Genomic DNA, 23,922 nt, shown 5'->3' with positions numbered 1-23,922 from the left:
CTTTTTAGTGTAATGCTATGCAACACAATGAGTAATGTACCTCTGAACGCCAAACACGACCTCTGACTGCAACAACGGAAGTCTGACCTATTTCCCTGACTACTTTAGTCGTAACAACACAGCGTTAGACGATGCAGGAGAACAGGGAAATAGAGAAAATACCTATCGGGGAAGCAATGGAGCTTCTCCGCAAAGAGGGTATTGACGTGAGTGAGGAAGAAGCCGAACTGATTATGGAATTTCTGTACAACCTTACGATGATAGTTATTCGGGAATGCTTTAATGTTGAATGATTTATTTCGTAAATTAGCTAATCCCCAAGACACATTATCCATTTAAAGAGATTAGCGATGAAAAGAGCAGATTTATACATACGTGTTTCCACAGACGAACAAGCAGACAAAGGATATTCACAGCGTGACCAAGAGGAACGCTTGAAACGATTTTGTTCAACCAATAAGATTGCTGTTGGGCAGGTTATCTATGAAGACCATTCCGCCAAAACCTTTAATCGCCCCGAATGGGCGAAATTGCTGAACACTCTTAAAAAGAAAAGTTCAAAGACAGACCTTATTCTGTTTACTAAATGGGATAGGTTCAGTCGTAATGCAGGCGATGCCTATCAGATGATTAGTATCTTGACTAAATTGGGCGTAGAACCGCAAGCCGTAGAACAGCCTTTAGACCTTTCCATTCCCGAAAACAAGATGATGCTTGCTATCTACTTAGCAGCACCCGAAGTAGAAAACGACCGCAGGGCATTGAATACATTCTATGGGATGCGCAGGGCAAGGAAAGAGGGTCGGTTAATGGGAAAAGCACCTTTCGGCTACATCAACAGGAGCAAAGAGGACGGACGAAAATATATTGCTCCTAAAGAACCCGAAGCATCAAATATGCGTTGGGCTTTCAATGAGATAGCTAAAGGCGTGTTCGCTTGTGACCAAGTACGGCAGAAAATGAATGCGCAAAGTCAAACGAAATTGAGCCGAAGTGCTTTTCACGTAGCCGTACGCAATCCGCTGTACTGTGGCAAAATATTCATTGCAAAATTCAAGGACGAGGAAGCTCATTTGGTGCAAGGTCAGCACGAACCGCTTATATCCGAAGAACTTTTCAATAAGGTGCAACTTGTATTGGACGGAAACAAAAGGGTGGAACGCCCAAATACCAAAATACTGTCGGACAGGAACCTACCTTTAAGGGGTTTTTTGGTATGTCCTGACTGTGGTCGCAACCTAACGGGAAGTGCTTCCAAAGGAAGAACGAACCGTTATTACTATTATCATTGCGTTTCCTCCTGTGGCTTCCGTCAGAAAGCCAATGTCGCAAATGATATTTTTGAAAAAGGATTGTTTCAGTTTGAAATAAACGGAGGTATAAAGAACATCCTCAAAAAACTGCTATTGGACAACTACAAAAAATTCGTACAGAACCCATTTGATGAAAAGAAACGGATTGCACAGGAAATAGACCACCTTAACGCAAAGTTGTCGGTAGCAAGGAACAAACTACTTGCGGAAACCATTGATGACGAAGAATACCTCGAAATCAAAAAGGAATGCAGGGAACGGATTGAAAGTCTGGAAGAACAATTGAGCAAGGACGGTTCGGACACTAAGAGCATCAATATCGACAAGACTTTGGACAGGGCTTTACAGAGTATCGTAAATATCCCGAAACTGTACAGCGAGGGCGAAATCCATACAAGGAGAGCCGTAATTGGTTCGATATTCCCCGAAAAATTAGAGTTTGACGGAAAAACTTATCGAACCGCCCGAACGAACGTAATCGCACACCATATCTTTCAGATAAACAACGGATTACCTTTAAAAAAGAACAGGACAAACGAAAATATATTTCATTTGTCCTGTTTAGTAGAGAGGAAGGGATTCGAACCCTCGATACAGTTTCCCGTATACACACTTTCCAGGCGTGCTCCTTCAACCACTCGGACACCTCTCTGTATATGGTTGTTTAATTGGGCTGCAAATATAGGCGCAAATTGCCAAACCTTGGAAGGTTTTAGCTGTTAATTAGGGAAGTCAGCCTAGAGGACAACACACCATTCTTTAAGTTTATCCCCTGAACAAAGCCGTTGCGTTGGCAGTAGTAATTTCCGCTAATTCGGCAGTTGTAATCCCCTTGGCCACTGCCAGTGCTTCTGCAACATGAACCAGATAACCCGGTTCATTGCGCTTGCCTCTGAATGGCACAGGACTTAAATAAGGCGCATCGGTTTCCAATACCAAGTGTTCAACTCCTATTTTTTCAAGGGCTTTGGGCAAACCTGCATTCTTATAAGTAAGGACTCCTCCGATGCCTAACAAAAAGCCCATATTCACAATTTGCTGGGCCGATTCATAGGATCCGCTGAAACAATGGAAAATGCCCTTCAGCCCTCTGGCCGCAAAGGGTTTTACCATATCAATCGTTTCCTGCATGGCATTGCGGGTATGGATAACAATGGGTAGATTTTTCTGAACAGCCCATTCCATCTGAATGGAAAATGCTTCCTGCTGCTCTTTTTTAAACTGGGTATCCCAATAAAAATCGAGGCCGATTTCGCCAATGGCACAAAAATCCCTTTGCTCTAGCCAATGTTCTACAATGGCGAGTTCCTGCTGCACATTTTCTTTAACATAACAAGGATGCAATCCCATCATGGCTTTGCATACGCCGGGATAGTTTGCTTCGAGGGCCAGCATGGCCGGAATAGATTCACTATCAATTCCCGGTAAATAAAACTGGGTAACACCTTGTTCCTGAGCCCTTGCTATCACTGCATCTACATCATCTTTAAATTCTTCTACATATAAGTGGCAGTGCGTATCAATCCATTTCATGCACCAAAATTCTACTTTTTTTTAGTGCATTTAAAATAAAGTTAACAGCACCGCGTTTATATATGCACGAAAGGTAATTAAACCGAAAGACGAACATTAAGATATTAAATGAATCCCTGCGAACGTTGAAAAACAGCAGCAGTAACCTTTGTTTTCATAGGGTACGGATTAAAAACAGGCTGGGGTTTCTACCCCGGCCTTCCATTTTTACAGGGGTCGCTTTGCGAAAATGATTCGCGATTTTCATTGAGAAAATTGGTTTGCGCGGGGAACTTTAAAGTGCTTTAAACTGATAACCCTGTTGCGAAAAATAGTCCAGCATTTTGGGCAATGCATGCGACATTTTAGTGAATGCTTTTTCGCTATCGTGAAATACCACAATCGATCCCGCTTCAGTATGTTTAATACAATAAGCCAGGCAGCCTTCTGGGGTTAAATTGGGATCAAAATCGCCGCTTAACACATCCCACATAATAATTTGTTTATCCAGCTGTTTCGCCTGACTGCGACGGATCCGTCCATAAGGCGGTCTGAAAAAAGAACTCTCAATTACTTCTTCAGCCTGCCGTATGTTCTGCAGGTATTGTTCGTCTGGCGTTTTCCATCCATTTACATGATGCTCTGTATGATTGCCCACGGTATGGCCTTCGGCAAGGATGCGCTGATAGATATCCGGATGTTTGCGCACATTTTTACCGATACAGAAAAAACTGGCTTTGGCCTGGTATTGTTGTAGCGTATCCAACACAAAGGGCGTGGCTTTTTCGTGCGGACCATCGTCAAATGTTAAGTAGATGGTTTTATCGGTACGAGGCATGCGCCAGGTATAATCCGAGAACCAGGTCCTTAGCCACCAGGGTGTTTTTACCAGATACATAGTTCAAAGATATTCATTAGGGCTGCACGAATGATTTATATTTGCAGCATGGATAAGAAAGTAAGGGTGCGTTTTGCCCCGTCCCCTACGGGTGGATTGCATTTAGGCGGCGTTAGAACGGTATTATTTAATTACTTGTTTGCAAAAAAACATGGTGGTGATTTTATTTTGAGAATTGAAGACACCGACCAGAGTCGTTTTGTACCCGGTGCGGAAGAATATATTTTTAATACCCTGGCCTGGTGTGGTCTTACGCCAGATGAGAGTCCTGTGCATGGCGGACCTTATGCACCTTACAGACAGAGCGAAAGAAAAGCTACCTATAAGCAATATGCAGAGCAGCTGGTACAAGCCGGGAATGCCTACTATGCATTTGATACACCCGAAGAATTAGAGCAGATGCGGGTGCAATACAAAACAGAAGAAAATCCTTCTCCTCAGTATAATCATGCATTGCGTATGAAAATGCGCAACTCACTTACATTGAGTGCTGATGATGTTTCAGCGTTACTGGCTGCAGGTACGCCCCATGTGGTACGCATTAAAATGCCTTTAGATGAAACGGTTACGTTTACCGATATGATTCGTGGTGAAGTGAGTTTTCATACTTCACAGGTGGATGATAAAGTGTTATTGAAAGCGGATGGTATGCCTACTTATCACTTAGCAGTGGTAGTGGATGATTACTTAATGAAAATCAGCCATGCATTCCGTGGTGAAGAATGGCTGCCCAGTGCACCCGTTCATATTTTGTTGTGGAAATATTTAGGCTGGTCGGCCGATATGCCTCAGTGGGCGCATCTTCCATTGATTTTGAAACCCGATGGAAATGGTAAACTCAGCAAGCGCGACGGAGATCGTTTGGGCTTCCCTGTTTTTGCCATGGACTGGACCGATCCTAAAAGCGGAGAAAAAACCATTGGCTTTAAAGAGCGTGGATTTCTTCCGGAAGCTTTTGTGAATCTATTGGCTTTATTGGGTTGGAACGATGGTACTGATCAGGAAATTTTTACCATGGAAGAATTAATCCGTGCTTTCTCTATGGATCGTGTGCACAAAGGTGGCGCTAAGTTCAATTATGAAAAAGCATTGTGGTATAACCAGGAGTGGATTAAACGTGCTGCTCCGGAACAGCTGGTAGACCAGGTGTCTGAAACCCTTGTTGCGGCTGGGGTTGCGGGCGTTGACCGCGAGCTGTTGTTGCGCGTGATTCAGTTGGTGAAAGAGCGTTGCAATTTGCTGGCCGACTTTGTGCCACAGGCTGCTTTCTTCTTTGTAACCCCTTCCGAATTTGATACAGCTTCCATCCAACCAAAATGGAATGATACCAAAAATATGTTCTTCATTGAACTCGCAAAAGCTTACGAAAGCAGCGTAGTTTGGGAAGCACATGATCTGGAAAAAACATTGAAGGAAATTGCGGCGGCGCAGGATTTAAAACCCGGCGAACTGATGTTGCCATTGCGCATCATGTTAGTGGGTGGTAAATTTGGACCCGGCGTTTTTGATATTGCAGAAATCATCGGCAAAGAAGCCACAATAGAAAGAATTAAAAAAGTGTTGAGCATTCTTGAACATAATTAACCAGTGATATGAACAGACCTATTCGGGTTTTAGTAGCAAAAGTGGGATTAGACGGACACGATCGCGGAGCAAAAATTATTGCCACCGCTTTGCGCAACGAAGGCATGGAAGTAATTTATACCGGCCTGAGACAAACCCCTGAAATGGTGGTGAACGCTGCCTTACAGGAAGACGTGGATGCCATTGGCATCAGCATTTTGAGCGGGGCGCATATGACCGTTTTTCCTAAAGTCATTGGTTTAATGAAAGAAAAAGGTTTGAATGATGTGCTGCTTACCGGCGGCGGGATCATACCTGAAGACGATATGAAATCCCTCAAGGATATGGGTGTTGGGGAACTCTTTGCCCCCGGCACTTCAACTACCGATATTGCGAATTATATAAAGGAATGGGTGAAGGTTAACAGACCCTTTTAAAATAAATTTTCTCTTACAATCCTAACTCCTGCACTAAACCAGAAGGGCATTTTGGTGGTGCCTGCAATACCATTTCCGATGGTCATGTCAATTTGAAGAAAGTCGCTAACGATATACCGATAACCGGCTTGCCAGGAAGTACCGGTTCCGGGTATATAGGGATCGCCGGAAAATATCTCACCAACAAAGTGTAATCCTTTGTATGCTTTGATCTGCGTTCCGATTCCCCAGGTGGCTATCAAATTATTGGAACCATCAACGTGCAAATAATTGCCCCCGAGATTTCCATGGAAGAGAAACTGCTCTCCTTTCCCAAAACACTGCGAAACAATGAAATAACCAAAAGTTCCATACCCATCAGGTTTAAAACTACCTTGTCCAACGGGCAAAAAAGTTCCTACTGCCATTCCCAAACCGGGCCCCTTGTTAGGTTTATATTCCTTGAATAAAAATTTTGCCTGCAGTAATGGTAGTGCATAAGCGAAAGTCTTTTTGCTATTGTGCTCATTCTGATACCCATAAACACCCCCCACGGTTATTTCAAGTTTCTTATTGGGCCCATAAGCCCCCAACAACCAATGTTGACCTGCTTCCTTGTCGAAGCGAACCCATGATTCCAATTGGGCCAGCTTCTTTCCAACAACCCGGGCATCATCTGTAATAAATGGACGGATATACAATTTATGGATTGAACTGCTGTCTTCTTCCAATGCGGTAGAGGAGGATTCAGCCACAAACATTTTCTGTGCGGTAAGCTGAGTGGAAAACCCCAGAAGAGCTAGAAATATATAGAAAAAACGCATGAACCAAATGTAAGATGATTCCTGCTTTAACATTATTAAAAAGCCCTTTAATAGCCCAACTGGCTTATCTTTGCGCCAAATTTAACGAGATGGCTTACCAAACTTTATTGACTGCCCTCGACCAGGGTATCTTCACTATCACCATTAATCGTCCGGACAAATTAAATGCACTGAATCAACAAGTCATGAGCGACTTAAGTGCGGCCATGGATGAAGTGTATAGCAATGCCGATATTAAGTCTGTAATCATTACTGGCGCAGGTCCTAAAGCATTTGTTGCCGGTGCAGATATCAGTGAATTTGTGGGTGCATCCGTTGCAGAGGGAATGGCCCTTGCAAAAAAAGGCCAGGACATCTTTTTCAAAATTGAAAATTCTCCTAAGCCTGTTGTGGCTTGCGTAAATGGTTTTGCATTAGGGGGTGGATGTGAACTGGCGATGAGTTGTCATTTCCGCATTGCATCTAACAACGCAAAATTCGGGCAGCCGGAAGTGAACCTGGGATTGATTCCTGGCTATGGTGGCACACAGCGTCTGGTGCAGTTGATTGGCAAAGGGCGTGCACTGGAATTATTGATGAGTGCAGGAATGATTGATGCCGCTACTGCTTTACAATACGGATTAGTGAACTATGTGGTAACTCCTGAAGAGTTGATTGCAAAAGCGGTTTCTATTTTATCTATGATTAATGAGAAAGCGCCGCTGGCGGTTGCAGGTTGTATACTTAGTGCAAATGCAGTGTACAAAGAAAATGTAAATGGCTACAGTGTTGAGATTGCAGAGTTTGGCAATTGCTTTGGAACGGAAGATATGAAAGAGGGCACATCTGCATTTTTAGAAAAACGCAAAGCGAATTTTGCGGGGAAGTAGATTTCGCGAAACATTAAAATTAAACCGATAAAAACCAACATATGGAATTCAGAATAGAAAAAGATACCATGGGCGAGGTGAAAGTACCTGCACATGTATATTGGGGCGCACAGACACAGCGCAGTATTGAGAATTTTCCTATTGCGCAGGACATTAATAAAATGCCAAAAGAAATTATTGCGGCATTTGCTTATCTAAAGAAAGCAGCAGCTTTAACCAATATGGAAGCTGGTGTTTTGCCAGCTGAAAAAGCTGAATTGATTGGCACAGTATGTGACGAAATTTTAGCCGGCACTTTAAGTGATCAGTTCCCATTGGTTGTTTGGCAGACTGGTAGCGGTACACAGAGCAATATGAACGTTAACGAAGTAATTGCTTATCGTGGTCATGTATTAAAAGGCGGAAGCTTAACCGACAAGGACAAGTTCTTACATCCGAATGATGACGTAAACAAGTCTCAGAGCAGTAACGATACTTTCCCTACTGCCATGCATATTGCGGCTTACAAAATTTTAGTGGAGACGACTATTCCTGGTATTGAAAAACTACGCGATACATTGGAAGCTAAGAGCAAAGCTTTCATGCATATTGTAAAGATTGGCCGTACACATTTCATGGACGCTACTCCTTTAACCGTAGGTCAGGAAATCAGCGGGTATGTTTCTCAGTTGAACCATGGATTAAAAGCTATCAAGAACAGCCTTGCACACTTAAGTGAACTGGCATTAGGTGGCACCGCGGTAGGAACAGGTATCAATACACCAAAAGGCTATGATGTAAATGTGGCCAAGCATATTGCTACCCTTACTGGCTTACCATTCGTTACTGCTGAAAACAAATTTGAAGCATTGGCTGCACATGATGCAATCGTTGAAGCACATGGTGCTTTGAAAACTGTTGCTGTAAGCTTAATGAAGATCGCGAACGATATCCGTATGTTGTCTTCCGGACCAAGAAGTGGTATTGGTGAATTGTTTATTCCAGACAACGAGCCAGGTTCTTCTATCATGCCGGGTAAAGTAAACCCAACGCAGTGTGAAGCTCTAACCATGATTGCTGCACAGGTAATGGGTAACGATGTGGCTATTAATATCGGTGGCTCTAACGGTCATTTTGAATTGAACGTTTTCAAACCTGTTATGATCTACAACTTTTTACACAGCGCCCGCTTAATTGGCGATGGTTGTGTAAGCTTTAACGATAAGTGCGCCGTAGGTATTGAACCTATTGAAGCCAATATTCAGAAGCACGTAAACAATTCCTTGATGTTGGTGACTGCACTTAACACCAAGATTGGTTACTACAAAGCTGCTGAAATTGCACAGAAAGCTCACAAGGAAGGAACTACTTTAAAAGAAATGGCGATTAAGCTTGGGTACCTTACTGCGGAAGAGTTTGATCTGTGGGTGGTGCCTTCGCAAATGGTAGGGGAACTAAAGTAAATTGTAATATTCGTAAGGGGTATTTGTCAATTCTCGCTGCCCTCAAATAATAGTTCTTTAAAATAGAAGTGGATGCCAATTCTCGCTGCCCTCAAATTTTAAAAGAATAAATATTAAAACATGTTTATTCATCAAAATTAAAATTTGAGAAATGCTCGAATCAGCATCCACTTTCTATATTTATATAATCTCCTGTTATTTCTAGACCCTTAAAAATTACCCCCTCCTCTATTCCATTACTTTACTATTGATGCGTGCGAGTTATTTGAGAAATGCTCGTATCAGCATGATTGGGTGTTAAAACTTATGCATTAACCCTATTCTAAAAACCTGTGTTTCATAATAGTCATTGCTGACTAATGTAAATCCTGCACCTTTAATTTCACGTTTTACCCGCATGGTGTTCAATAGATCTGTTGCATTAATCAAAAGTTCCGTTTTCTTATCCCTTAATTGTTTTTTAAAACCAATATCCAAGGAATAGCGGGTGCCTACTTTTCCCTGTGGGATTAAATCCGGGGCTAGGTATATGCTGGCTACCTGCAATTCGGAATTGGACGAAAGCTTGAACGTGCCATTCAATTTAAAATTACCAGAAGTTAGCTTGTCTTGCGCTGCTGTATAAAGAGAGGTAACTGGATATTGATTTACCACACTGAATGCCTCAATGATGTTCTGATAAATATTCAAGTTGGCATTTAGAGAGAAAACATTTGAAAAGGAATTTTGCCAAATGAATTCTACGCCCGTATTACTGCTATTCCCCGTATTTTGGAAAACGTTATAAATCAAGGTACTCGGAGGCACTTGCGTGGCAATTCTGTTAATTGTTGCTTTTGTATTTTTTCGATAGGCAGCGGCATAAAAAAAACCTTTATTATAAGATGTTTTATAACCCAATTCAATTGAGTTGGTGAATTGTGGCTTCAAGCCCGGATTGCCTACTTTGATAATTTCGGCATCATCGTACTTAGGGAAGATTCTGATGTCCACTTCGTTCGGCCTATCCACCCTTCGGGTATAAAATAAAGAGATTTTACTTTGCTCATTAAATTTATATGCCAGCCGAATATTGGGAAAAGGTTCAGTATAATTGTATCCATCACTTTTATAGGTATTGTGGTTGGGATTTACTTTATACTTTAAGTTTACATATTCTACCCTTACGCCTGCCTCAGCTTCTATCTTTTCATTTTCAAAAACATAATTGGCATAGGCTGCAGGAATTACTTCAGAATAAGTTGCCTGACCACCAGCACCTGTATCCAAAGGCGAGTTGATTCCTGGCTTAAAAGTCATATTGGTTGGAATATTACGATACCTAAATTTTACCCCTGCTTCAATATGTCCGTATGGTAAAGGCTTGGTATAATCTAGATTAAAGTCTGAAACATGTTCATCAGAAAGCACTTTAAAGGAATCCAGGCCAGTATACGTTGGCATTTTATTTTCGAAGAAATACTTTTCGTCTTCGCGGTGAAAGGTATAATTATAACCAATGTTGAGTTGATGACCGGGTTGACTAAACTTGTGAACATAATTAACCGAAGCCATTACAGTTGTCTTTAACTCGTCTTCTAAGAATTGCCACAATCTTAAACGATTGGATAAATCTTTATTGAAAAATGGCTCATCTCCCCTATCCATTATTTTTTCAGTACCATAAAGTACCGAAACAGAAAATTGGTCATTCTCACTGATATTCCAGTCTAAGCCTGCTTTGGTCGTAAGAAAGTGTGTATTACGGTTTCGTTTTGTTTGTTGATTAATAACCGTTCCGTCTTGATAGGTTCTGGTTACAAATTCGTTTTTATTCAACGTTTCAGTGTACAACCAATCTCCTTGAAAAAAAGCATTGATCTTTTTCTTACGGTAATTAAGCGATAAGGAAGGATTGATTTTGGGAGTGCGTTGGTATTGTGGACGAATATCTGGCAGGTTTTCCTTTTTTTGCCAAAGGGCTCCTAAACCTGTTGTTAGTCCTACTTTTCCATTAAAACCTTCCTGCTTGTTTTTTTTGAAAATAATGTTGATAATACCAGCTGCCCCATTTGCATCGTATTTAGCAGATGGATTGTTGATAATTTCAATTTTTTCAATTGCAGATGCGGGTAAATTTTCTAAACCAGACTGACTATTAAAACCTGTTAAAGCCGTTTGACGTCCATCAATCAGAATTGCGACCTTATCACTTCCCCGCAATGCAACCTTACCATCCTGACCACTGGTTATTCCGGGCAAGTTTTTCAAAGCTTGCAAAACCGAACCTCCTGTTTGGCTGATATTGTTGGCCAGAGAATACGTCTTTTTATCCATTGCATTACTGATATCATTTTGCTTGTTTGAATTAACCACTACTTCCTGTAAAGTATTTGTAGTTGCTACTAAATCTGCAACTCCTAAATCTAAAAATGCACTTAATGACCCTATCAGTATGCTCTTACTTAGCTTTTCAAAACCTACTATTTGGTACTCAACAATGTAATTACCCGTAGGAACGGCACTGAGCACAAATCTTCCTTGCTCGTTAGACACAGCACCTGTAACAAAAGAGGAATCTACTTTTTTCTTCAATATAACATTCACAAATGCCAAGGGTGATTTATCCCTGGCATTCATAACCTGCCCTGAAAGTGTAATATTCTGCTTTTGTGCTGCAATGGCAAATGGCAGTGCAAAAAATAAGAGGAAATAGATTTTTGAAATTCGGCTCATTTTAGTCCCTTAATTTTTCTTTACTAAATTACCATTCGTGTCAAATAATAAATCTTTACCCTTAATCTCCAATTCGTACACAACTACCCCATTCTGTTTGGTAATTTTTGCCATTTCCTTGATGGTAGTCTTTGGATAATTTTTTTGCACATAGGCTAAAGCTGCAGCAGGCACCATGTTGGCTGCAATTTCTTCTTCAGTTTCAAGAATTTCTCCTTTGGCATTCAACAGAATGGACATACTTCGATTTTCCACACTAAAACTCGCTTCAAAATCATTACCTTCTTTATCCCACTTTACTTTGGTTGCTTTGGGAAATTTCGCTGTTAACCCGGATTGAACTGCTGCAGGAACCTTTGAAGTTGGAACAGACTGAGCAAATAGGCCTGTAGCCAATGTAAGCGCTAAAATAAATTGTAAGTACTTCATGTTTTTTATTTCAAAATTGCAAAGAGATTCTGAAGAAATCTTGAATTTAAAATCTGACCTGAAATTGATGGTATCCATCCTTATATTGGTAATCGATTGTCCATCGATAGAGATCAGTAATTTTTTTTATAATAGATAACCCAAGACCAGAGCTATTTTCCCCGACGTTCTGCATAGAAAACCTTTTAAACAATAGTTCTTTAGGCAAAGCCTTATCAATCCCAGTATTATCAAAATAAAGGATATTATTGGCTATTGAAATTCGAATAAATCCATTTTCGAGATTATACTTAATAGCATTCAGAAATAAATTGCTGATTAAAATATCCAACAAGACTGTGTTTGCATTTAATGTAATATCAGAAGCATAAAATGTCTCAATTTGTATTTGCTTAGTGACTGCCTGTTCCTTAAAGAATTCAATGTTTTTAGATAGAGCCCCAATTAATGAAATTGATTCTGATTGCTGATAACTACTGTTTTCAATTTTAGATAATAGTAATAAGTTTTTATTGATTCTAAAAAGCTTAGATACATTATCATGAATGGAATTAATAATGACATAATGCTCCTCCTTTAAATCGGGGTATTGCATCAATGCATCTACTTTAGCCTTGAATACTGCCAGAGGGGTTTGTAATTCATGTGCCGCATTCTCTATAAACTCTTTTTGATTCTGATAAATATCCAGATTTTTCTCAATCAGTTTCTTCACACTGTTATTGAGTCGATCAAATTCTGCAACGCTTGATTTTATTTCGGTATAAGTAAAGCGCTTATCAATTTCAAACGCTTCAATCTGATCGAGTGCACTATAAAAAGGTTTCCACAGTGATACTGAAATTATTTTTGTGATGATGAGAATCCCGAGTACCAATAAAAGTAAAATACCAAGAAACAATAAAAAGATATTGCGGATGATATCTTCATTTTCAACCAGATTAAATTTTGAGGAAAACTGATAAAATTTACCATCTAAAACAATGGTAGAATTCAATACCCGATATGGCTCTAGCTCTGCCTCTAAAGAATCATAATAATTGGTGGTAAAGAAGGTGTCGTTCTGAAAAGTATTAATTGGAATCAGCTGAATATTTCTATTGAACTTGTTCCAATTAACAACGTCATTCTGTGAAAAATTCGGCAGGACATTAATAACAAACTCATTTCTGTGCAATTGTAACGTATCGTCTGCTTCACGTTGATACAACTGCTGAATTACAAAATAAAAAACAGGAGATGCAATTACAAACAAGATAACTGCGTAATAAAGGTAAAACCTTAGCGTTTTATGGAGCAACTTAGCTTTCATATTCCCATTTATAGCCAAGCCCGTAAACCGACTTGATATAATCTCCTGCACCAGCTTGCATCAATTTCTTTTTTAGATTCTTAATATGGGCATATACAAAATCATGATTATCGAGCATATCAGCCATATCGCCTGAAAGATGCTCTGCAATGGCGTTTTTTGATAAAACCCTGTTTTTATTACTGATTAAATAAAACAACAGATCGGTCTCTTTCTTGGTAAAATCAACAGGTTTCTGGTGAACAAAAATCAGCTTTTCGAGATAATCCACTTCAATTTCATTAAAAACCAATCGATTGCTACCACTGAACTTACGTCTTCTGATTAATGCCTGAATCCTGACCATCAACTCAGAAATATGAAAGGGCTTAATTAAAAAGTCGTCTGCCCCCATTTGCAATCCTTCAATTCTGGTTTCAAGGGTGTCTTTGGCTGAAATAATAATTACGCCCTCCAATTTATTTTGAGAGCGAATGGCTTTCAAGATTTCAAAGCCATCGCCATCTGGCAACATTAGATCTAACAGAATACAATCGTATTCATAAATACCTATTTTATCAAGTGCAGATTCCCTGGTGATTACCCATTCGCAAAGAAAATCATGTTCCGATAAGAACTGACACATGCTCATGGCTAGGTCTTTCTCATCTTCTATGATTAAAATTTTCATACCTAAAGGTAGTATTCAGATTCTGAAGAAATACTGAATTAATGCACCCGCTTACCACCTAGATAAGTTGCCGTAACTTTTGTTTTCAGAATATCAGTTTCAGGAACAGACATAAGGTCTTTATCCAGAATAATAAAATCTGCTTTCTTCCCTGCTTCTAGGCTTCCAACTTCTTTATCGAGGAATCCTGCTTTGGCAGCCCAGATGGTCATGCCCTTAATGGTTTCTTCGCGGGATAATGCATTCTCCATTTGAAATCCTTCTGCAGGATAACCTGCTGCATCTTTGCGCACAACGGAAGCCAGGAAAGTTTTAAAAGTGGAAATATCTTCTACCGGGAAATCAGTTCCCAATGGAATCCATCCATTCTGCTTCAATAAATCTTTGAATGCATAAGCGCCTTTCATTCTTTCCCTACCCAGTCTGGATTCTGCCCAGTACATATCACTTGTTCCGTGCGTGGGTTGTACTGAAGGAACTACATTCACTTTGCCAAACAACTGAAAATCTTCGGGTGCTACAATTTGTGCATGCTCTATTCTCCAGCGCTTGTCGTTGCCTGGTTGCAAGTATTTGTTATAGATGGTTAAGATCTCCCTGTTTGCACTGTCTCCAATAGCATGGGTACACATTTGAAATTCTGTCTTGCTCAACACATTGGCCAATGAATCGTAGTGGCTTTTGTTGCGCAATAAAAATCCACCCCATCCTGGTTTATCAGTATAATGTTTTAATAAACAAGCACCGCGGCTTCCCAGTGCGCCATCGGCATACACTTTAAATCCGTTCACAAATAATTTATCGGTCTTATATGGACCTTTCTTTAAGTACACATTGTAATTGTCCGGATTATCAGACAACATTACATACAGGCGCATGTTCAATTGATTGCTCTTATGCAGACCATCTATTAAATCCACATCCTGGTGGCTTAACCCGCAATCCGTAATGGTGGTCAACCCCTGTGCAAAGCAATTCTTCTCTGCTGTTTTCAGCCAGCTTGCCCATTCCTCTTTGGTTGGAGCAGGTATCTTGGCATATACAGCTGCGTCTCCGTTATCAATCATGACACCGGTCAGTTTTCCATTGATGGTTTCAATTTCTCCACCTACTACTTTATCACCTGGCTTAATGCCAGCTAATGACAAAGCAGCATCGTTAGCGATAGAAGCATGGCCATCCACCCGCTGAATTACCACAGGTGTGTTTGGAAAATATTTATTCAGCAATTCGTTGGTTGGAAATTTCTTGCCGGGCCATTTATTCTGATCCCATCCTCTCCCCTGTATGAATTTAATTTCCGGATGTGCTTTGGCAAATGCTACTATGCGATCAACCGTTTCTTCCCAGGTGCTGGTATTGTACAACTCCACCTGAAACAAAGAAGATGCATATCCCAGGAAGTGGGCATGTGCATCAATAAATCCAGGATACACCGCTGCTCCTTTGGCATCTACTACACTGTCCGCCTTGTATTTACCAGTGATGTCATCATTGGTTCCGGTTGCTACAATTTTACCATCTTTAATAGCCATGGCTTCCACCACAGTAAAGGCAGAATCTACAGTATAAATTTTAGCGTGGTGTACAATGGTATCCACTTTATTTGAGTTGCAAGCAGTTAGTGCTGCAACAAAAAAAAGGAAGAATATTTTTTTCATTTTTATTTATTAAAACTGATTAATTTGATTCCAGGGCAATATGTTTTGATTGGGCTTTATTTCATCGGCTTTCTCTCCCCCGTAAATTAATAAAGTATTAGCATCCGGATGATATTTGTTCCAATGATTCAACCCTTTAAGCATAGACGAATCAACTTTTGTAGAAGATTTAATTTCCACAGCAAATAGCTCATTGTTTTTATGAACGAGTAAATCAACTTCGTTTCCAGTACTATCTCTATAAAAATACATGGGCTTTGTATCCCCCTCATTTATACGGTTTTTTTGAATTTCAGAGATGATCCAGTTTTCGAAAATGGCTCCGTATTGAGGGTGTTTTCTTAGTTGTGTTTTATTCTGTATCCCTAATAGATAACATAATAATCCAGTATCATAAAAATACAATTTGGGACTCTTGATTAAGCGTTTATTCGCATTATTAAACCATGGTTGCAATTGATAAACCAAGAAACTACTTTCTAATAGACCCAACCAGGATTGTATCGTTTTTGTATCAACACCTGTGCCTTTTGCCAAAGCTTCTCTATTTACCAACTGTCCTGCATGATTGGCGCACAAAAATACAAACCGACTAAAAGTGGCTAAATCATTGATGTTTTTAAGCAGACGAATATCACGCTGCACATAGGTTTGCACATAACTCTCCAGCCAAACTGAAGACTGTAGCTTTTCCTGCCATATTTCCGGATAGCCTCCATTTACAATGAGCTCATCAACTGTTTTTGAAGGCAAACCCGCTGACGATATTTCCTCAAAACTCAGCGGCAATAAAGACAAATATCCAGCTCTTCCTGCTAAAGATTGCGACACCTGTTCCTGCAGTAAAAAGTTATTAGACCCCGTTAATATATACTGGCCACGTTGGGTATTCTTATCCAGCATTTCCTGCAGATACCTGAATATAAGCGGCACACGCTGTACTTCATCAAATATGGCGCCCTTATTATATTTTTTTAAAAATTCCTGAGGGGCTTCCAGAAAAGCAGCTTGGGTAGAGGGAGTTTCAAAATTTACATATGGCTTGTCTTTAAACAGCATCTTACTCAAAGTAGTTTTACCACTTTGCCTTGGACCTGTAATACATAAAGCCCTGAACTGACTCAACTTAAATTCAGCCTGAGCAAAAATCTCCCTTTTAATCAATTTTGCCATATCACCCTGTTTTGACAATAGAATCAAACTCCAGATTTACAAAAATCTGCAAAAATGGAATCCAACTCCAGATTTGCAAATATATGTAAAAATGGAATCAAACTCCAGATTTGCAAAAATTTGCAAAAATGGAATGGCGTAATTTAAAAAATCTGCGTCTTGTCGCTCACATCTGCATTCGTCACAACCGTGTTGTGCTGGGCTTCTTCATGCTTATTGAAGAACTTGTTCTGAAAAATTAAAATGGCGATTACACCAATAGAGATAGCCATATCAGCCACGTTGAATACGGGTCTGAAAAATTCAAACTCTTCGCCACCAACAATCGGAATCCATGTTGGATAATGTGAGTTGGTGATAATGGGGAAGTACAACATGTCTACCACTTTCCCATGAAACAAACCGGCATAGCCTCCGCCAGCTGGTAAAAAGGTTGCTACGTTTTGAGTAAAAGGATTGCTGGCTTCAAAAATCAACCCGTAAAAAAGACTATCAATCAGATTGCCCAATGCACCAGCATAAATCAGCGCAGCACAAATCAAGAATCCCTTGTGCTGTTTCTGACGGATAAAATTCCGGATCAGGAAACTACCCCAGATAACCGCTACCAATCGGAACAAAGTCAAGGCAATTTTACCGAATTCGCCGCCAAACTTCCAGCCCCAGGCCATGCCTTCATTTTCTACAAAATGCAGCCTGAACCAGGTGCCCAGCACATTGTGCTCTTCACCGGTATAAAAATTCAGTTTAATATAGAACTTGGATCCCTGATCAATCAGCAGGATCGCGAGTATAAGAAGGATAATCTGTTTTGCTTTCACGGTTCAATTTTATCGTAAAAACAAAGATAAGGGGCAGAAATAGTAAAAAATCATAAAAAAAGCAGCCAGCCGGAAGGGCTGACTGCTCATATCTTATACGTGAAAAGCCTGATAAAGCCTTATCACAGTTGGGTTACTTTAGTTTTAGTTCCCTGCTTTAGAAGTATCTTTTTTAGTAGTGTCTTCCACAATCTGCACCGGCGTTGCGGTTACCGTAAATACTTCACTAATCTTTTGCATATCACCACAATTGGTATCGGCACGCTTTAATGCCAGTGTATACCTGCCCGCAGGAATATTGTCAAACAATCCTGTTGTATTGCTATACACCTGATTGCTGGTAAGATTGGTCAGAATGTATTGCAATGGTAAGGTATTGTTTACAGCTGCAAAATGAAGCACCCCGTTCTTGGACTCTTCGCTGGTTGCCGGAACATTTCTGGTTACTTTCACTTCTACTTCCAGAACAGATTCTTCAATGCGAAGCTTTCTTTCTACCGGCTTACATACATCGCTGTTGTTTGAGTAAACCATTACGGTATACTCGCCGGCTGGTAGATTATTGAACATCCAGGTGGGCATATTCGTGAACTCTGTTTTAACGATTTCCTTTTTGGTTTCTGTCTTTATTAATACATAACGGAATGGACCAACTCCCTGTGTAATATTTACTGTAAACGAACCGTTCGGTGTTTCCGTGCAAGTTGCTTTTACCAAATTGGTTACATTAATTTTAGCAGCAACAGGTTCAGTGATATTTGCGATAAACTCCACTTTATTGTTACAGGAATCCAATACCTGAATGGTATATTTTCCTGCAGGAAGTCCGTTAAAATTAACTTCACGGTTCTTGATGGTTACTGTACCTGCCTGTGGTAATATAGTAGCTCTGAGTGCTGCGGGATTACCACCGCCGACAGTTACAAATACAAAGCCATCCGACAAACCATTACAGGAAACAGGATTTATTTTTTTGGCACCTTCCGTCAATGCGGGATGCTCATTAACCACAACTGGATAACTCACATTGCATACTCCCTGATTCTGATCATCATTGGTTAATACCAGCTGGTATTGTCCTTTGGCGATGCCTGTGAATTGAGCAGAACCATCTGTTGTTTTTACAATTTTATCAGTGGGCTTTAATTGCAGTGCATACTTTTCTGTAAAGCCCTGAATATTTCTGATGGTTACTATCCCTTCAGAAAGATCCTTACAGGTATTGGCTACAGTGATATCACTTAACTGCAAAGTAGGCGCAGCGGGCATGAAAACAAAGCTGGTCTCTGATGCCATACCCAGTTCTGATCCCACCATTAAGGAAGCCCTTACCTTGATTTTTTCATTGGATACGGGCTGTGCTTTTAACACATCCCCCATAGACACTTGTAATTCCGGTGCAGAAGTAGTAGTTAACAAACTCCATCCGGTTGCGCCTTCCAGCTGGTATTCCCATTTGTACAATACATCTTCTTTATTAGGCAAAAGAGATGCCCCTGTAGTTAGTTTTACTTTGGTATTGCTGCAATATTTTCCAGTTGGATTATCCAGCACAATGGCATCCGCTGCCGGTAAGGAATATTTTATTTTATACTCAATAGAGAAATTTCCACCGGATGTTGTCACCGACATTTTATTGGAGGAAACACCTGGCTTGATGGTTTTTAAATCGATCACCCATTCGCCAAACTCATGCATTTTATCTTTATTGAACAGGCCACTTCCATCAAAATCACAATCCCCTTTCTTCTTGTTTTTTTCAAAAGCTTCCATTTTTAAACCAATAGCCGATCCATTGCTTAAATCCCATTCTATGGGTAACAATGCGTAATCTACCATGGCATCGGTTTGCTTAAAATCAACTAAATGAAAGCAATTAAATCCTTCTGCATCCTTAGGATTTAATAATGCATTGTCTTGTTTATTGAAGAATTTAATTCTCGGGTCGGTTCCGCTCTTATTTGAATATTTCAAATGGACATCGGTTACCTGGATATTTACCTGAATCTTCTTTTGGGCACTTGCCAGTTGGCTCAGCAATACCAAACCAAGTGCAAGCGTAAAAAGCTTTATCACCTTCATGACGTATCGTTTCTTTCGAGCCTGGGGGGAGGGCTTCTTATTTATGTAATCTCAATCCAACATATAGCATATACATGCCGGGTCTACTGGTTGTCTGAGCAATTTCATTGATATTGGATATTCCAAAATTATAGCGAACACCCGCCATTAATCGCAATGGCAAATTCATTTCTGCTCCTACCACACCCATTAATTCGGTGGTTTTGTATGCAGCTTTTACATCTTGTTCTAGATTTCCGGTTTTGGATTTAGCCGTAATCAGGAAACCCAATTGCGGACCAGCATATGCTTTTAAAAAGCCAATTTTTGTTTGCAGCATCAATGCGGGCGCTGCTACATAAGACAGATTGGTTTCATCTACGGTTCCGCCTCTATAGGTTCCGCCTTTGGAATAAAATCCCAATTCGGTTCTTAGGGTAATAAAATGACCAATTAATCTGGAATTCAGAAAAAACGATCCACCAATATTGCTCTTTGCTTCTTCCGAAACGTTCATAGTGGTAATTTGATTATAATCAAGATTGGATCTTTGCAGCCCAACAAGGAATCCTATTTCTTTCCTTTTTTTGTCCTGAGCCAGCAGGCTGAAGGTTGAAATAGCCAGAATAGCGGTGGTGAATAAAAGTTTTAGTTTCATATTAGTTTGTTATAGGCTAAAAATATAAAATTTGGTTAACTTTTCCCTAAAAATTGATAACTTTAAATACGATTACCTATAAATAGGTACTTGAAAATCACTCCATTACAGAACTTTGCAGCCCCCAATTAAAGTTCCAAGAGATAAGCACCATGAACAAAATTTACTGGCTGTTATTGATTGCTGTAAACACCATTTTACACCCCATTCAGGCGCAGTCTACCAGCGATTTATTAAAAGCCGCGAATAATAAAGTATTATTTAAAAATTTTAAAGAAGCCATCCCGGGCCTCAACAAAGTGATTGCTGCCGAAAAAAACGCTGAACTGCTTTCCCGTGCTTTTTATTTAAGGGGTAAAGCGCATGCGGGATTAAAACTGCTGAAAGAGGCCATTGCCGACCTGGACCATTCCATCCAACTCATGCCAGAGAATGTGGAAGCCATTAATCAAAGGGGATCAATTCTGCTGGAGCAGGATAAACCCGAAGAAGCACTTCAGGCTTTTAACAAGGCCATCGAAAAAAATATAACCTATGCAGATGCCTATATAAACAGAAGTAAAGCCCTGTTGAAATTGAATCGGCTGGAAGAAGCATTGGAAGACATTAAAAAAGTAGTAAAAGCTTCTCCCAATCAAGTGGAACCCTTGCTAATCAGTGCTTCTGTAAAAAAAGCCATGATGGATATGAACGGGGCTTTACAGGATTGCAATAAAGCCATTGATTTAGATGAAAACGAAACAGAAGCTTACAGAATACGAGCCGAAATCAGGCAGGCCCTGGGTAATTATGGTGCTGCTGTTCTGGACCTGAATCTGGCTATTGAAATTGATGATAGTAACGAGATGCTTTATTTTCAACTGGCCAATACGTATTTCAGTTCAGGTGATTTTAAAACGGCCATTAAGTTTTATAATAAAGCCATTTTATTTAATCCTAAGGTTGCTCCCTTCTTTTTACAGAGGGCACAGGCTAAACAAAAAATGAACGATAAGTCAGGATCCTGCAGCGACTTTTCTCAGGCAGAAAAATTAGGTAGTTTGCAGGCAGCTTTGCTGAAGAAGCAGTTTTGTAAATAAGACCAATTATTGAAATCTTACAAATGGCTACTCCTCTATGTAAACGCGTTTCACCCGTAAGCTAATGCCTGTCATGATTTCATAAGCAATGGTATCAGCTGCTTTGGCCACTTCCTGAATGGATATATGTTTTCCAAAAATTTCAACGGGGTCTCCTGCTTTTACACCGGGTATATCTGTTACATCTATCATACACATGTCCATACAGATTTTACCAACGGTGGGGGCTATACCTCCGCGTACGTACATTTTTCCATTCCCGTTTCCCATTCTTCTGGAATAACCATCCGCATATCCAATTCTAACCGTTGCAATGATGCTATCCCTTGTTAATACACCCGAGCGATTGTAGCTAACCGTCTCTCCTGCTTTCAGGTGTCTTACCTGTGCAACGGTTGTTTTTAAAGTGGCTACGGTTTGTAAGGAAAGTTCTTTGTCCTGCACATTATCGGCACCATATAATCCTATGCCCAGTCTCACCATATTAAACTGCCAATTGGGATTTCGGCGAATAGCTGCTGTATTGGCAATATGTTTAACAACCGGATATCCCAATGCTTTTTCAATTTTATTACTTGCTTCTGTAAAAAGATCTACCTGGTGCTGTGTAAAAGCGTCTTCCTTTTTGTCTTCGCTTGCCGCCAGATGACTCAACACAGATTTTACCCGCAGTAATTTTTGATGTTGTAACCAATTGCATAGCTTGTCTATTTCTCCCATATCAAAACCCAGCCGGTTCATTCCCGTATTGATTTTGAGATGAATGGGATATTGTGGCAAACCCTGCTGTGCTATATACTGATGAAATGCTTCTAAAATAGGGAAGGAAAATAATTCAGGTTCCAGTGAATAATTCACCATGGCATCAAAAGAATACTCATCGGCACTCATGACCATAATAGGCAAATGGATACCCGCTTTTCTAAGCGTTACCCCTTCGTCTGCATAAGCAACCGATAAATAATCTACCTGCTGCTGTTGCAATCTTCTGGCCACTTCGCCTGCCCCGCTGCCATAGCCAAAAGCTTTTACCATGGCCATCATTTTGGTCTGAGGCTTCAGCAGTGATTGGTATTCTTTTAAATTGTGCACCATGGCGGTGAGATTGATCTCCATGATGGTCTGGTGCACCTGCTGTTCCAACCAATGCGCTACCTGCTCAAAGGCAAATTTTCTTGCGCCCTTCAGTAAAATATATTGTTGCTGGAAATGCGATTCATTCAAGGCTTCCAGCAAATTGCTGGTTTGTTCAAAGCAGTAAACTTTGAATGGGAATTGCGCTTCCTTAAAATAATTGCACATTTGCGGACCCACTGCATACAATTCTTTTACACCCGCATTCTGCAATTGCTGTACCACATGATTATATAACTGCTCCTGCGATTCACCCGACTCTACAATATCAGAGAGGATGGCTACAATGGGTTGATTTCCTGCCTGCTCTTTTAAGAACTGTAGCGCTAAGGATAGAGATACTTTATCGTTACTGTAACTATCGTTCAATACATAACTCTGATTGATGGCACGCTTTAACTGCATACGCATTTCTACCGGCTGCAATTGTTTTACTCTCTGTTGAATAACAGGAAACGCATAGCCCAGCTGCAATAGGACCAATACGCATGTGAGTGCATTCTGAACGGAAACTTCATCTGTGAATGGCAAAGACAGTTCAAAACTTTCTGTTCTGAATTGAAGCGAAACGATGGTCTCCGTCTGCCGCTTCTCCTGCTTTACTACCAATAGTTGCGGAATAGAGTGGCCATTGATTAGCTGCGGTTTTGATCCCCACGCAACTACTCCTTTGTGTTGCAAAAAAGAAGCAGGCATATAATCAGCCGCTGTGACTATCAAAGGGGTATGCTGAAATAGTTTGGATTTTTCTTCCAGCTTCTGAGTTGGATGATCAAATCCCTGATTATGGGCTTCTCCTAAATTGGTGAATACACCTATAGTTGGCTGAACAATATTGGCCAATGCCTGCATTTCTCCTTTTGCAGAAATACCTACTTCAAAAATGGCCAGTGTATGTTGTGCATTCATTTGCCATACACTCAACGGCACACCTATCTGAGAATTATAACTCCGTGGGCTTCTTACAATATGATAATCGGATTGCAATAACTGATACAACCATTCCTTTACAATGGTCTTTCCATTGCTGCCGGTAATGCCTATGACCGGAATGGCAAACTGCTTTCTGTGATGGGCTGCAATTTGCTGCAGTGCCGCAATTACATTGGGTACTTGTATAAAAACTGCATCTGTATACAATGATGCATCAATAGGCTCTTCAATAATGAAAATGCGTACCCCCTGCTGATAGGCTTCGTTTACAAAACTGATTCCGGAACGGCGCGGACCTTTGATGGCAAAGAAAATACTCTTTGCAGGATCAATAATATTTCTGCTATCGGTTACCAGGTATTCTACGGGCAGGGCAGCATTCGCTGAAATGTTCTGCTGTAAAATAGCGGCGATATCACCCAGACAGTAAGGCATAGAT

The 23,922-nt window shown here is 40.4% G+C and carries 19 protein-coding genes, 1 tRNA gene and 1 pseudogene; 7 read left to right on the top strand and 14 right to left on the bottom strand.

Annotation, left to right across the window (positions count from 1 at the left end; all coding sequences use genetic code 11):
- The first annotated feature begins 131 nt into the window (after window positions 1–131).
- Together TEGAF0_RS12575 and TEGAF0_RS13625 are read left to right on the top strand one after the other, a co-directional pair.
- Window positions 132–293: a hypothetical protein gene (locus TEGAF0_RS12575; protein ID WP_264898733.1), complete on the top strand. Its 162-nt coding sequence runs from the start codon at window positions 132–134 to the stop codon at window positions 291–293.
- A 57-nt stretch (window positions 294–350) separates the two neighbouring features.
- Window positions 351–1,286, top strand: a pseudogene (locus TEGAF0_RS13625) (recombinase family protein); the annotation flags it as partial.
- 592 nt (window positions 1,287–1,878) lie between these two features.
- Here TEGAF0_RS13625 and TEGAF0_RS12570 read toward each other — a convergent pair.
- The 3 genes from TEGAF0_RS12570 to TEGAF0_RS12560 form a co-directional block, all read right to left on the bottom strand.
- Window positions 1,879–1,965, bottom strand: a tRNA-Ser gene (locus TEGAF0_RS12570).
- Between the two features lie 113 nt (window positions 1,966–2,078).
- Window positions 2,079–2,846: a TatD family hydrolase gene (locus tag TEGAF0_RS12565; protein ID WP_264898731.1), complete on the bottom strand. Its 768-nt coding sequence runs from the start codon at window positions 2,844–2,846 to the stop codon at window positions 2,079–2,081.
- Between the two features lie 274 nt (window positions 2,847–3,120).
- Window positions 3,121–3,723 carry a polysaccharide deacetylase family protein gene (locus tag TEGAF0_RS12560; RefSeq protein ID WP_264898729.1) on the bottom strand — a complete coding sequence of 201 codons (603 nt, stop codon included), beginning with the start codon at window positions 3,721–3,723 and terminating at the stop codon, window positions 3,121–3,123.
- Window positions 3,724–3,771: 48 nt separating this feature from the next.
- On the opposite strand from TEGAF0_RS12560, the gene gltX reads away from it, so the two are divergent.
- Window positions 3,772–5,307, top strand: a complete 1,536-nt coding sequence (gltX, locus tag TEGAF0_RS12555; RefSeq protein ID WP_264898727.1) for a glutamate--tRNA ligase — start codon at window positions 3,772–3,774, stop codon at window positions 5,305–5,307.
- An 8-nt stretch (window positions 5,308–5,315) separates the two neighbouring features.
- Entirely contained in the window at window positions 5,316–5,723 is a 408-nt protein-coding gene (locus tag TEGAF0_RS12550) for a cobalamin B12-binding domain-containing protein (protein WP_264898726.1), read from the top strand.
- Here the strand turns inward: TEGAF0_RS12550 and TEGAF0_RS12545 are convergent.
- Window positions 5,720–6,559, bottom strand: coding sequence for a hypothetical protein (locus TEGAF0_RS12545; protein ID WP_264898725.1), 840 nt, complete (start codon window positions 6,557–6,559; stop codon window positions 5,720–5,722). The genes TEGAF0_RS12550 and TEGAF0_RS12545 overlap by 4 nt on opposite strands.
- 56 nt (window positions 6,560–6,615) lie before the next feature.
- On the opposite strand from TEGAF0_RS12545, the gene TEGAF0_RS12540 reads away from it, so the two are divergent.
- Both TEGAF0_RS12540 and fumC read left to right on the top strand, forming a co-directional pair.
- A complete protein-coding gene (locus tag TEGAF0_RS12540) occupies window positions 6,616–7,395 on the top strand; it encodes an enoyl-CoA hydratase/isomerase family protein (protein ID WP_264898723.1) in 780 nt (259 codons plus the stop codon).
- Window positions 7,396–7,436: 41 nt separating this feature from the next.
- Window positions 7,437–8,837: a class II fumarate hydratase gene (fumC, locus tag TEGAF0_RS12535; RefSeq protein WP_264898722.1), complete on the top strand. Its 1,401-nt coding sequence runs from the start codon at window positions 7,437–7,439 to the stop codon at window positions 8,835–8,837.
- Window positions 8,838–9,134: 297 nt separating this feature from the next.
- Here fumC and TEGAF0_RS12530 read toward each other — a convergent pair whose 3' ends face one another.
- The 9 genes from TEGAF0_RS12530 to TEGAF0_RS12490 form a co-directional block, all read right to left on the bottom strand.
- The gene (locus TEGAF0_RS12530) at window positions 9,135–11,552 is read right to left on the bottom strand and encodes a TonB-dependent receptor domain-containing protein (protein ID WP_264898721.1); all 2,418 of its coding nucleotides are present in this window, start codon (window positions 11,550–11,552) and stop codon (window positions 9,135–9,137) included.
- 9 nt (window positions 11,553–11,561) lie between these two features.
- A complete protein-coding gene (locus TEGAF0_RS12525) occupies window positions 11,562–11,981 on the bottom strand; it encodes a PepSY-like domain-containing protein (protein ID WP_264898720.1) in 420 nt (139 codons plus the stop codon).
- A gap of 46 nt (window positions 11,982–12,027) precedes the next feature.
- Window positions 12,028–13,293 (bottom strand): sensor histidine kinase, encoded by a 1,266-nt coding sequence (locus tag TEGAF0_RS12520; protein ID WP_264898719.1) that lies wholly within the window; start codon window positions 13,291–13,293, stop codon window positions 12,028–12,030.
- Window positions 13,283–13,963, bottom strand: coding sequence for a response regulator transcription factor (locus TEGAF0_RS12515; protein ID WP_264898717.1), 681 nt, complete (start codon window positions 13,961–13,963; stop codon window positions 13,283–13,285). Before TEGAF0_RS12515 ends, TEGAF0_RS12520 begins: the two co-directional genes overlap by 11 nt.
- 38 nt (window positions 13,964–14,001) lie before the next feature.
- Window positions 14,002–15,624, bottom strand: a complete 1,623-nt coding sequence (locus TEGAF0_RS12510; protein WP_264898715.1) for an amidohydrolase — start codon at window positions 15,622–15,624, stop codon at window positions 14,002–14,004.
- A 9-nt stretch (window positions 15,625–15,633) separates the two neighbouring features.
- Window positions 15,634–16,797 carry an ATP-binding protein gene (locus TEGAF0_RS12505; protein ID WP_264898713.1) on the bottom strand — a complete coding sequence of 388 codons (1,164 nt, stop codon included), beginning with the start codon at window positions 16,795–16,797 and terminating at the stop codon, window positions 15,634–15,636.
- A gap of 143 nt (window positions 16,798–16,940) precedes the next feature.
- On the bottom strand, window positions 16,941–17,618 hold the full coding sequence (locus tag TEGAF0_RS12500) for a lipoprotein signal peptidase (protein WP_264898711.1): 678 nt from the start codon (window positions 17,616–17,618) through the stop codon (window positions 16,941–16,943).
- Window positions 17,619–17,762: 144 nt separating this feature from the next.
- A complete protein-coding gene (locus TEGAF0_RS12495; protein WP_264898710.1) occupies window positions 17,763–19,700 on the bottom strand; it encodes a hypothetical protein in 1,938 nt (645 codons plus the stop codon).
- A gap of 37 nt (window positions 19,701–19,737) precedes the next feature.
- Complete coding sequence (locus tag TEGAF0_RS12490; RefSeq protein WP_264898709.1) at window positions 19,738–20,337, bottom strand: PorT family protein; 600 nt, start codon at window positions 20,335–20,337, stop codon at window positions 19,738–19,740.
- 152 nt (window positions 20,338–20,489) lie between these two features.
- Here TEGAF0_RS12490 and TEGAF0_RS12485 point away from each other — a divergent pair, with 152 nt between their 5' ends.
- Complete coding sequence (locus TEGAF0_RS12485) at window positions 20,490–21,416, top strand: tetratricopeptide repeat protein (RefSeq protein ID WP_264898708.1); 927 nt, start codon at window positions 20,490–20,492, stop codon at window positions 21,414–21,416.
- A 27-nt stretch (window positions 21,417–21,443) separates the two neighbouring features.
- On the opposite strand, the gene TEGAF0_RS12480 is transcribed toward TEGAF0_RS12485, so the two are convergent.
- Window positions 21,444–23,918, bottom strand: a complete 2,475-nt coding sequence (locus TEGAF0_RS12480) for a bifunctional UDP-N-acetylmuramoyl-tripeptide:D-alanyl-D-alanine ligase/alanine racemase (RefSeq protein WP_264898707.1) — start codon at window positions 23,916–23,918, stop codon at window positions 21,444–21,446.
- Between the last annotated feature and the right edge of the window lie 4 nt (window positions 23,919–23,922).

The organism is Sediminibacterium sp. TEGAF015 (assembly GCF_025997995.1).
Lineage (GTDB): Bacteria > Bacteroidota > Bacteroidia > Chitinophagales > Chitinophagaceae > Sediminibacterium.
The sequence above is the reverse complement of the archived record's forward strand: the minus strand, read 5'-3'. Positions and strand labels throughout refer to the sequence as shown.

Bases quoted from the DNA above. Each gene is read 5' to 3' on its own strand.
- TEGAF0_RS12575 (WP_264898733.1), top strand. From the start codon at position 132: ATGCAGGAGAACAGGGAAATAGAGAAAATACCTATCGGGGAAGCAATG.
- TEGAF0_RS12565 (WP_264898731.1), bottom strand. From the start codon at position 2,846: ATGAAATGGATTGATACGCACTGCCACTTATATGTAGAAGAATTTAAA.
- TEGAF0_RS12560 (WP_264898729.1), bottom strand. From the start codon at position 3,723: ATGTATCTGGTAAAAACACCCTGGTGGCTAAGGACCTGGTTCTCGGAT.
- gltX (WP_264898727.1), top strand. From the start codon at position 3,772: ATGGATAAGAAAGTAAGGGTGCGTTTTGCCCCGTCCCCTACGGGTGGA.
- TEGAF0_RS12550 (WP_264898726.1), top strand. From the start codon at position 5,316: ATGAACAGACCTATTCGGGTTTTAGTAGCAAAAGTGGGATTAGACGGA.
- TEGAF0_RS12545 (WP_264898725.1), bottom strand. From the start codon at position 6,559: ATGTTAAAGCAGGAATCATCTTACATTTGGTTCATGCGTTTTTTCTAT.
- TEGAF0_RS12540 (WP_264898723.1), top strand. From the start codon at position 6,616: ATGGCTTACCAAACTTTATTGACTGCCCTCGACCAGGGTATCTTCACT.
- fumC (WP_264898722.1), top strand. From the start codon at position 7,437: ATGGAATTCAGAATAGAAAAAGATACCATGGGCGAGGTGAAAGTACCT.
- TEGAF0_RS12530 (WP_264898721.1), bottom strand. From the start codon at position 11,552: ATGAGCCGAATTTCAAAAATCTATTTCCTCTTATTTTTTGCACTGCCA.
- TEGAF0_RS12525 (WP_264898720.1), bottom strand. From the start codon at position 11,981: ATGAAGTACTTACAATTTATTTTAGCGCTTACATTGGCTACAGGCCTA.
- TEGAF0_RS12520 (WP_264898719.1), bottom strand. From the start codon at position 13,293: ATGAAAGCTAAGTTGCTCCATAAAACGCTAAGGTTTTACCTTTATTAC.
- TEGAF0_RS12515 (WP_264898717.1), bottom strand. From the start codon at position 13,963: ATGAAAATTTTAATCATAGAAGATGAGAAAGACCTAGCCATGAGCATG.
- TEGAF0_RS12510 (WP_264898715.1), bottom strand. From the start codon at position 15,624: ATGAAAAAAATATTCTTCCTTTTTTTTGTTGCAGCACTAACTGCTTGC.
- TEGAF0_RS12505 (WP_264898713.1), bottom strand. From the start codon at position 16,797: ATGGCAAAATTGATTAAAAGGGAGATTTTTGCTCAGGCTGAATTTAAG.
- TEGAF0_RS12495 (WP_264898710.1), bottom strand. From the start codon at position 19,700: ATGAAGGTGATAAAGCTTTTTACGCTTGCACTTGGTTTGGTATTGCTG.
- TEGAF0_RS12490 (WP_264898709.1), bottom strand. From the start codon at position 20,337: ATGAAACTAAAACTTTTATTCACCACCGCTATTCTGGCTATTTCAACC.
- TEGAF0_RS12485 (WP_264898708.1), top strand. From the start codon at position 20,490: ATGAACAAAATTTACTGGCTGTTATTGATTGCTGTAAACACCATTTTA.
- TEGAF0_RS12480 (WP_264898707.1), bottom strand. From the start codon at position 23,918: ATGCCTTACTGTCTGGGTGATATCGCCGCTATTTTACAGCAGAACATT.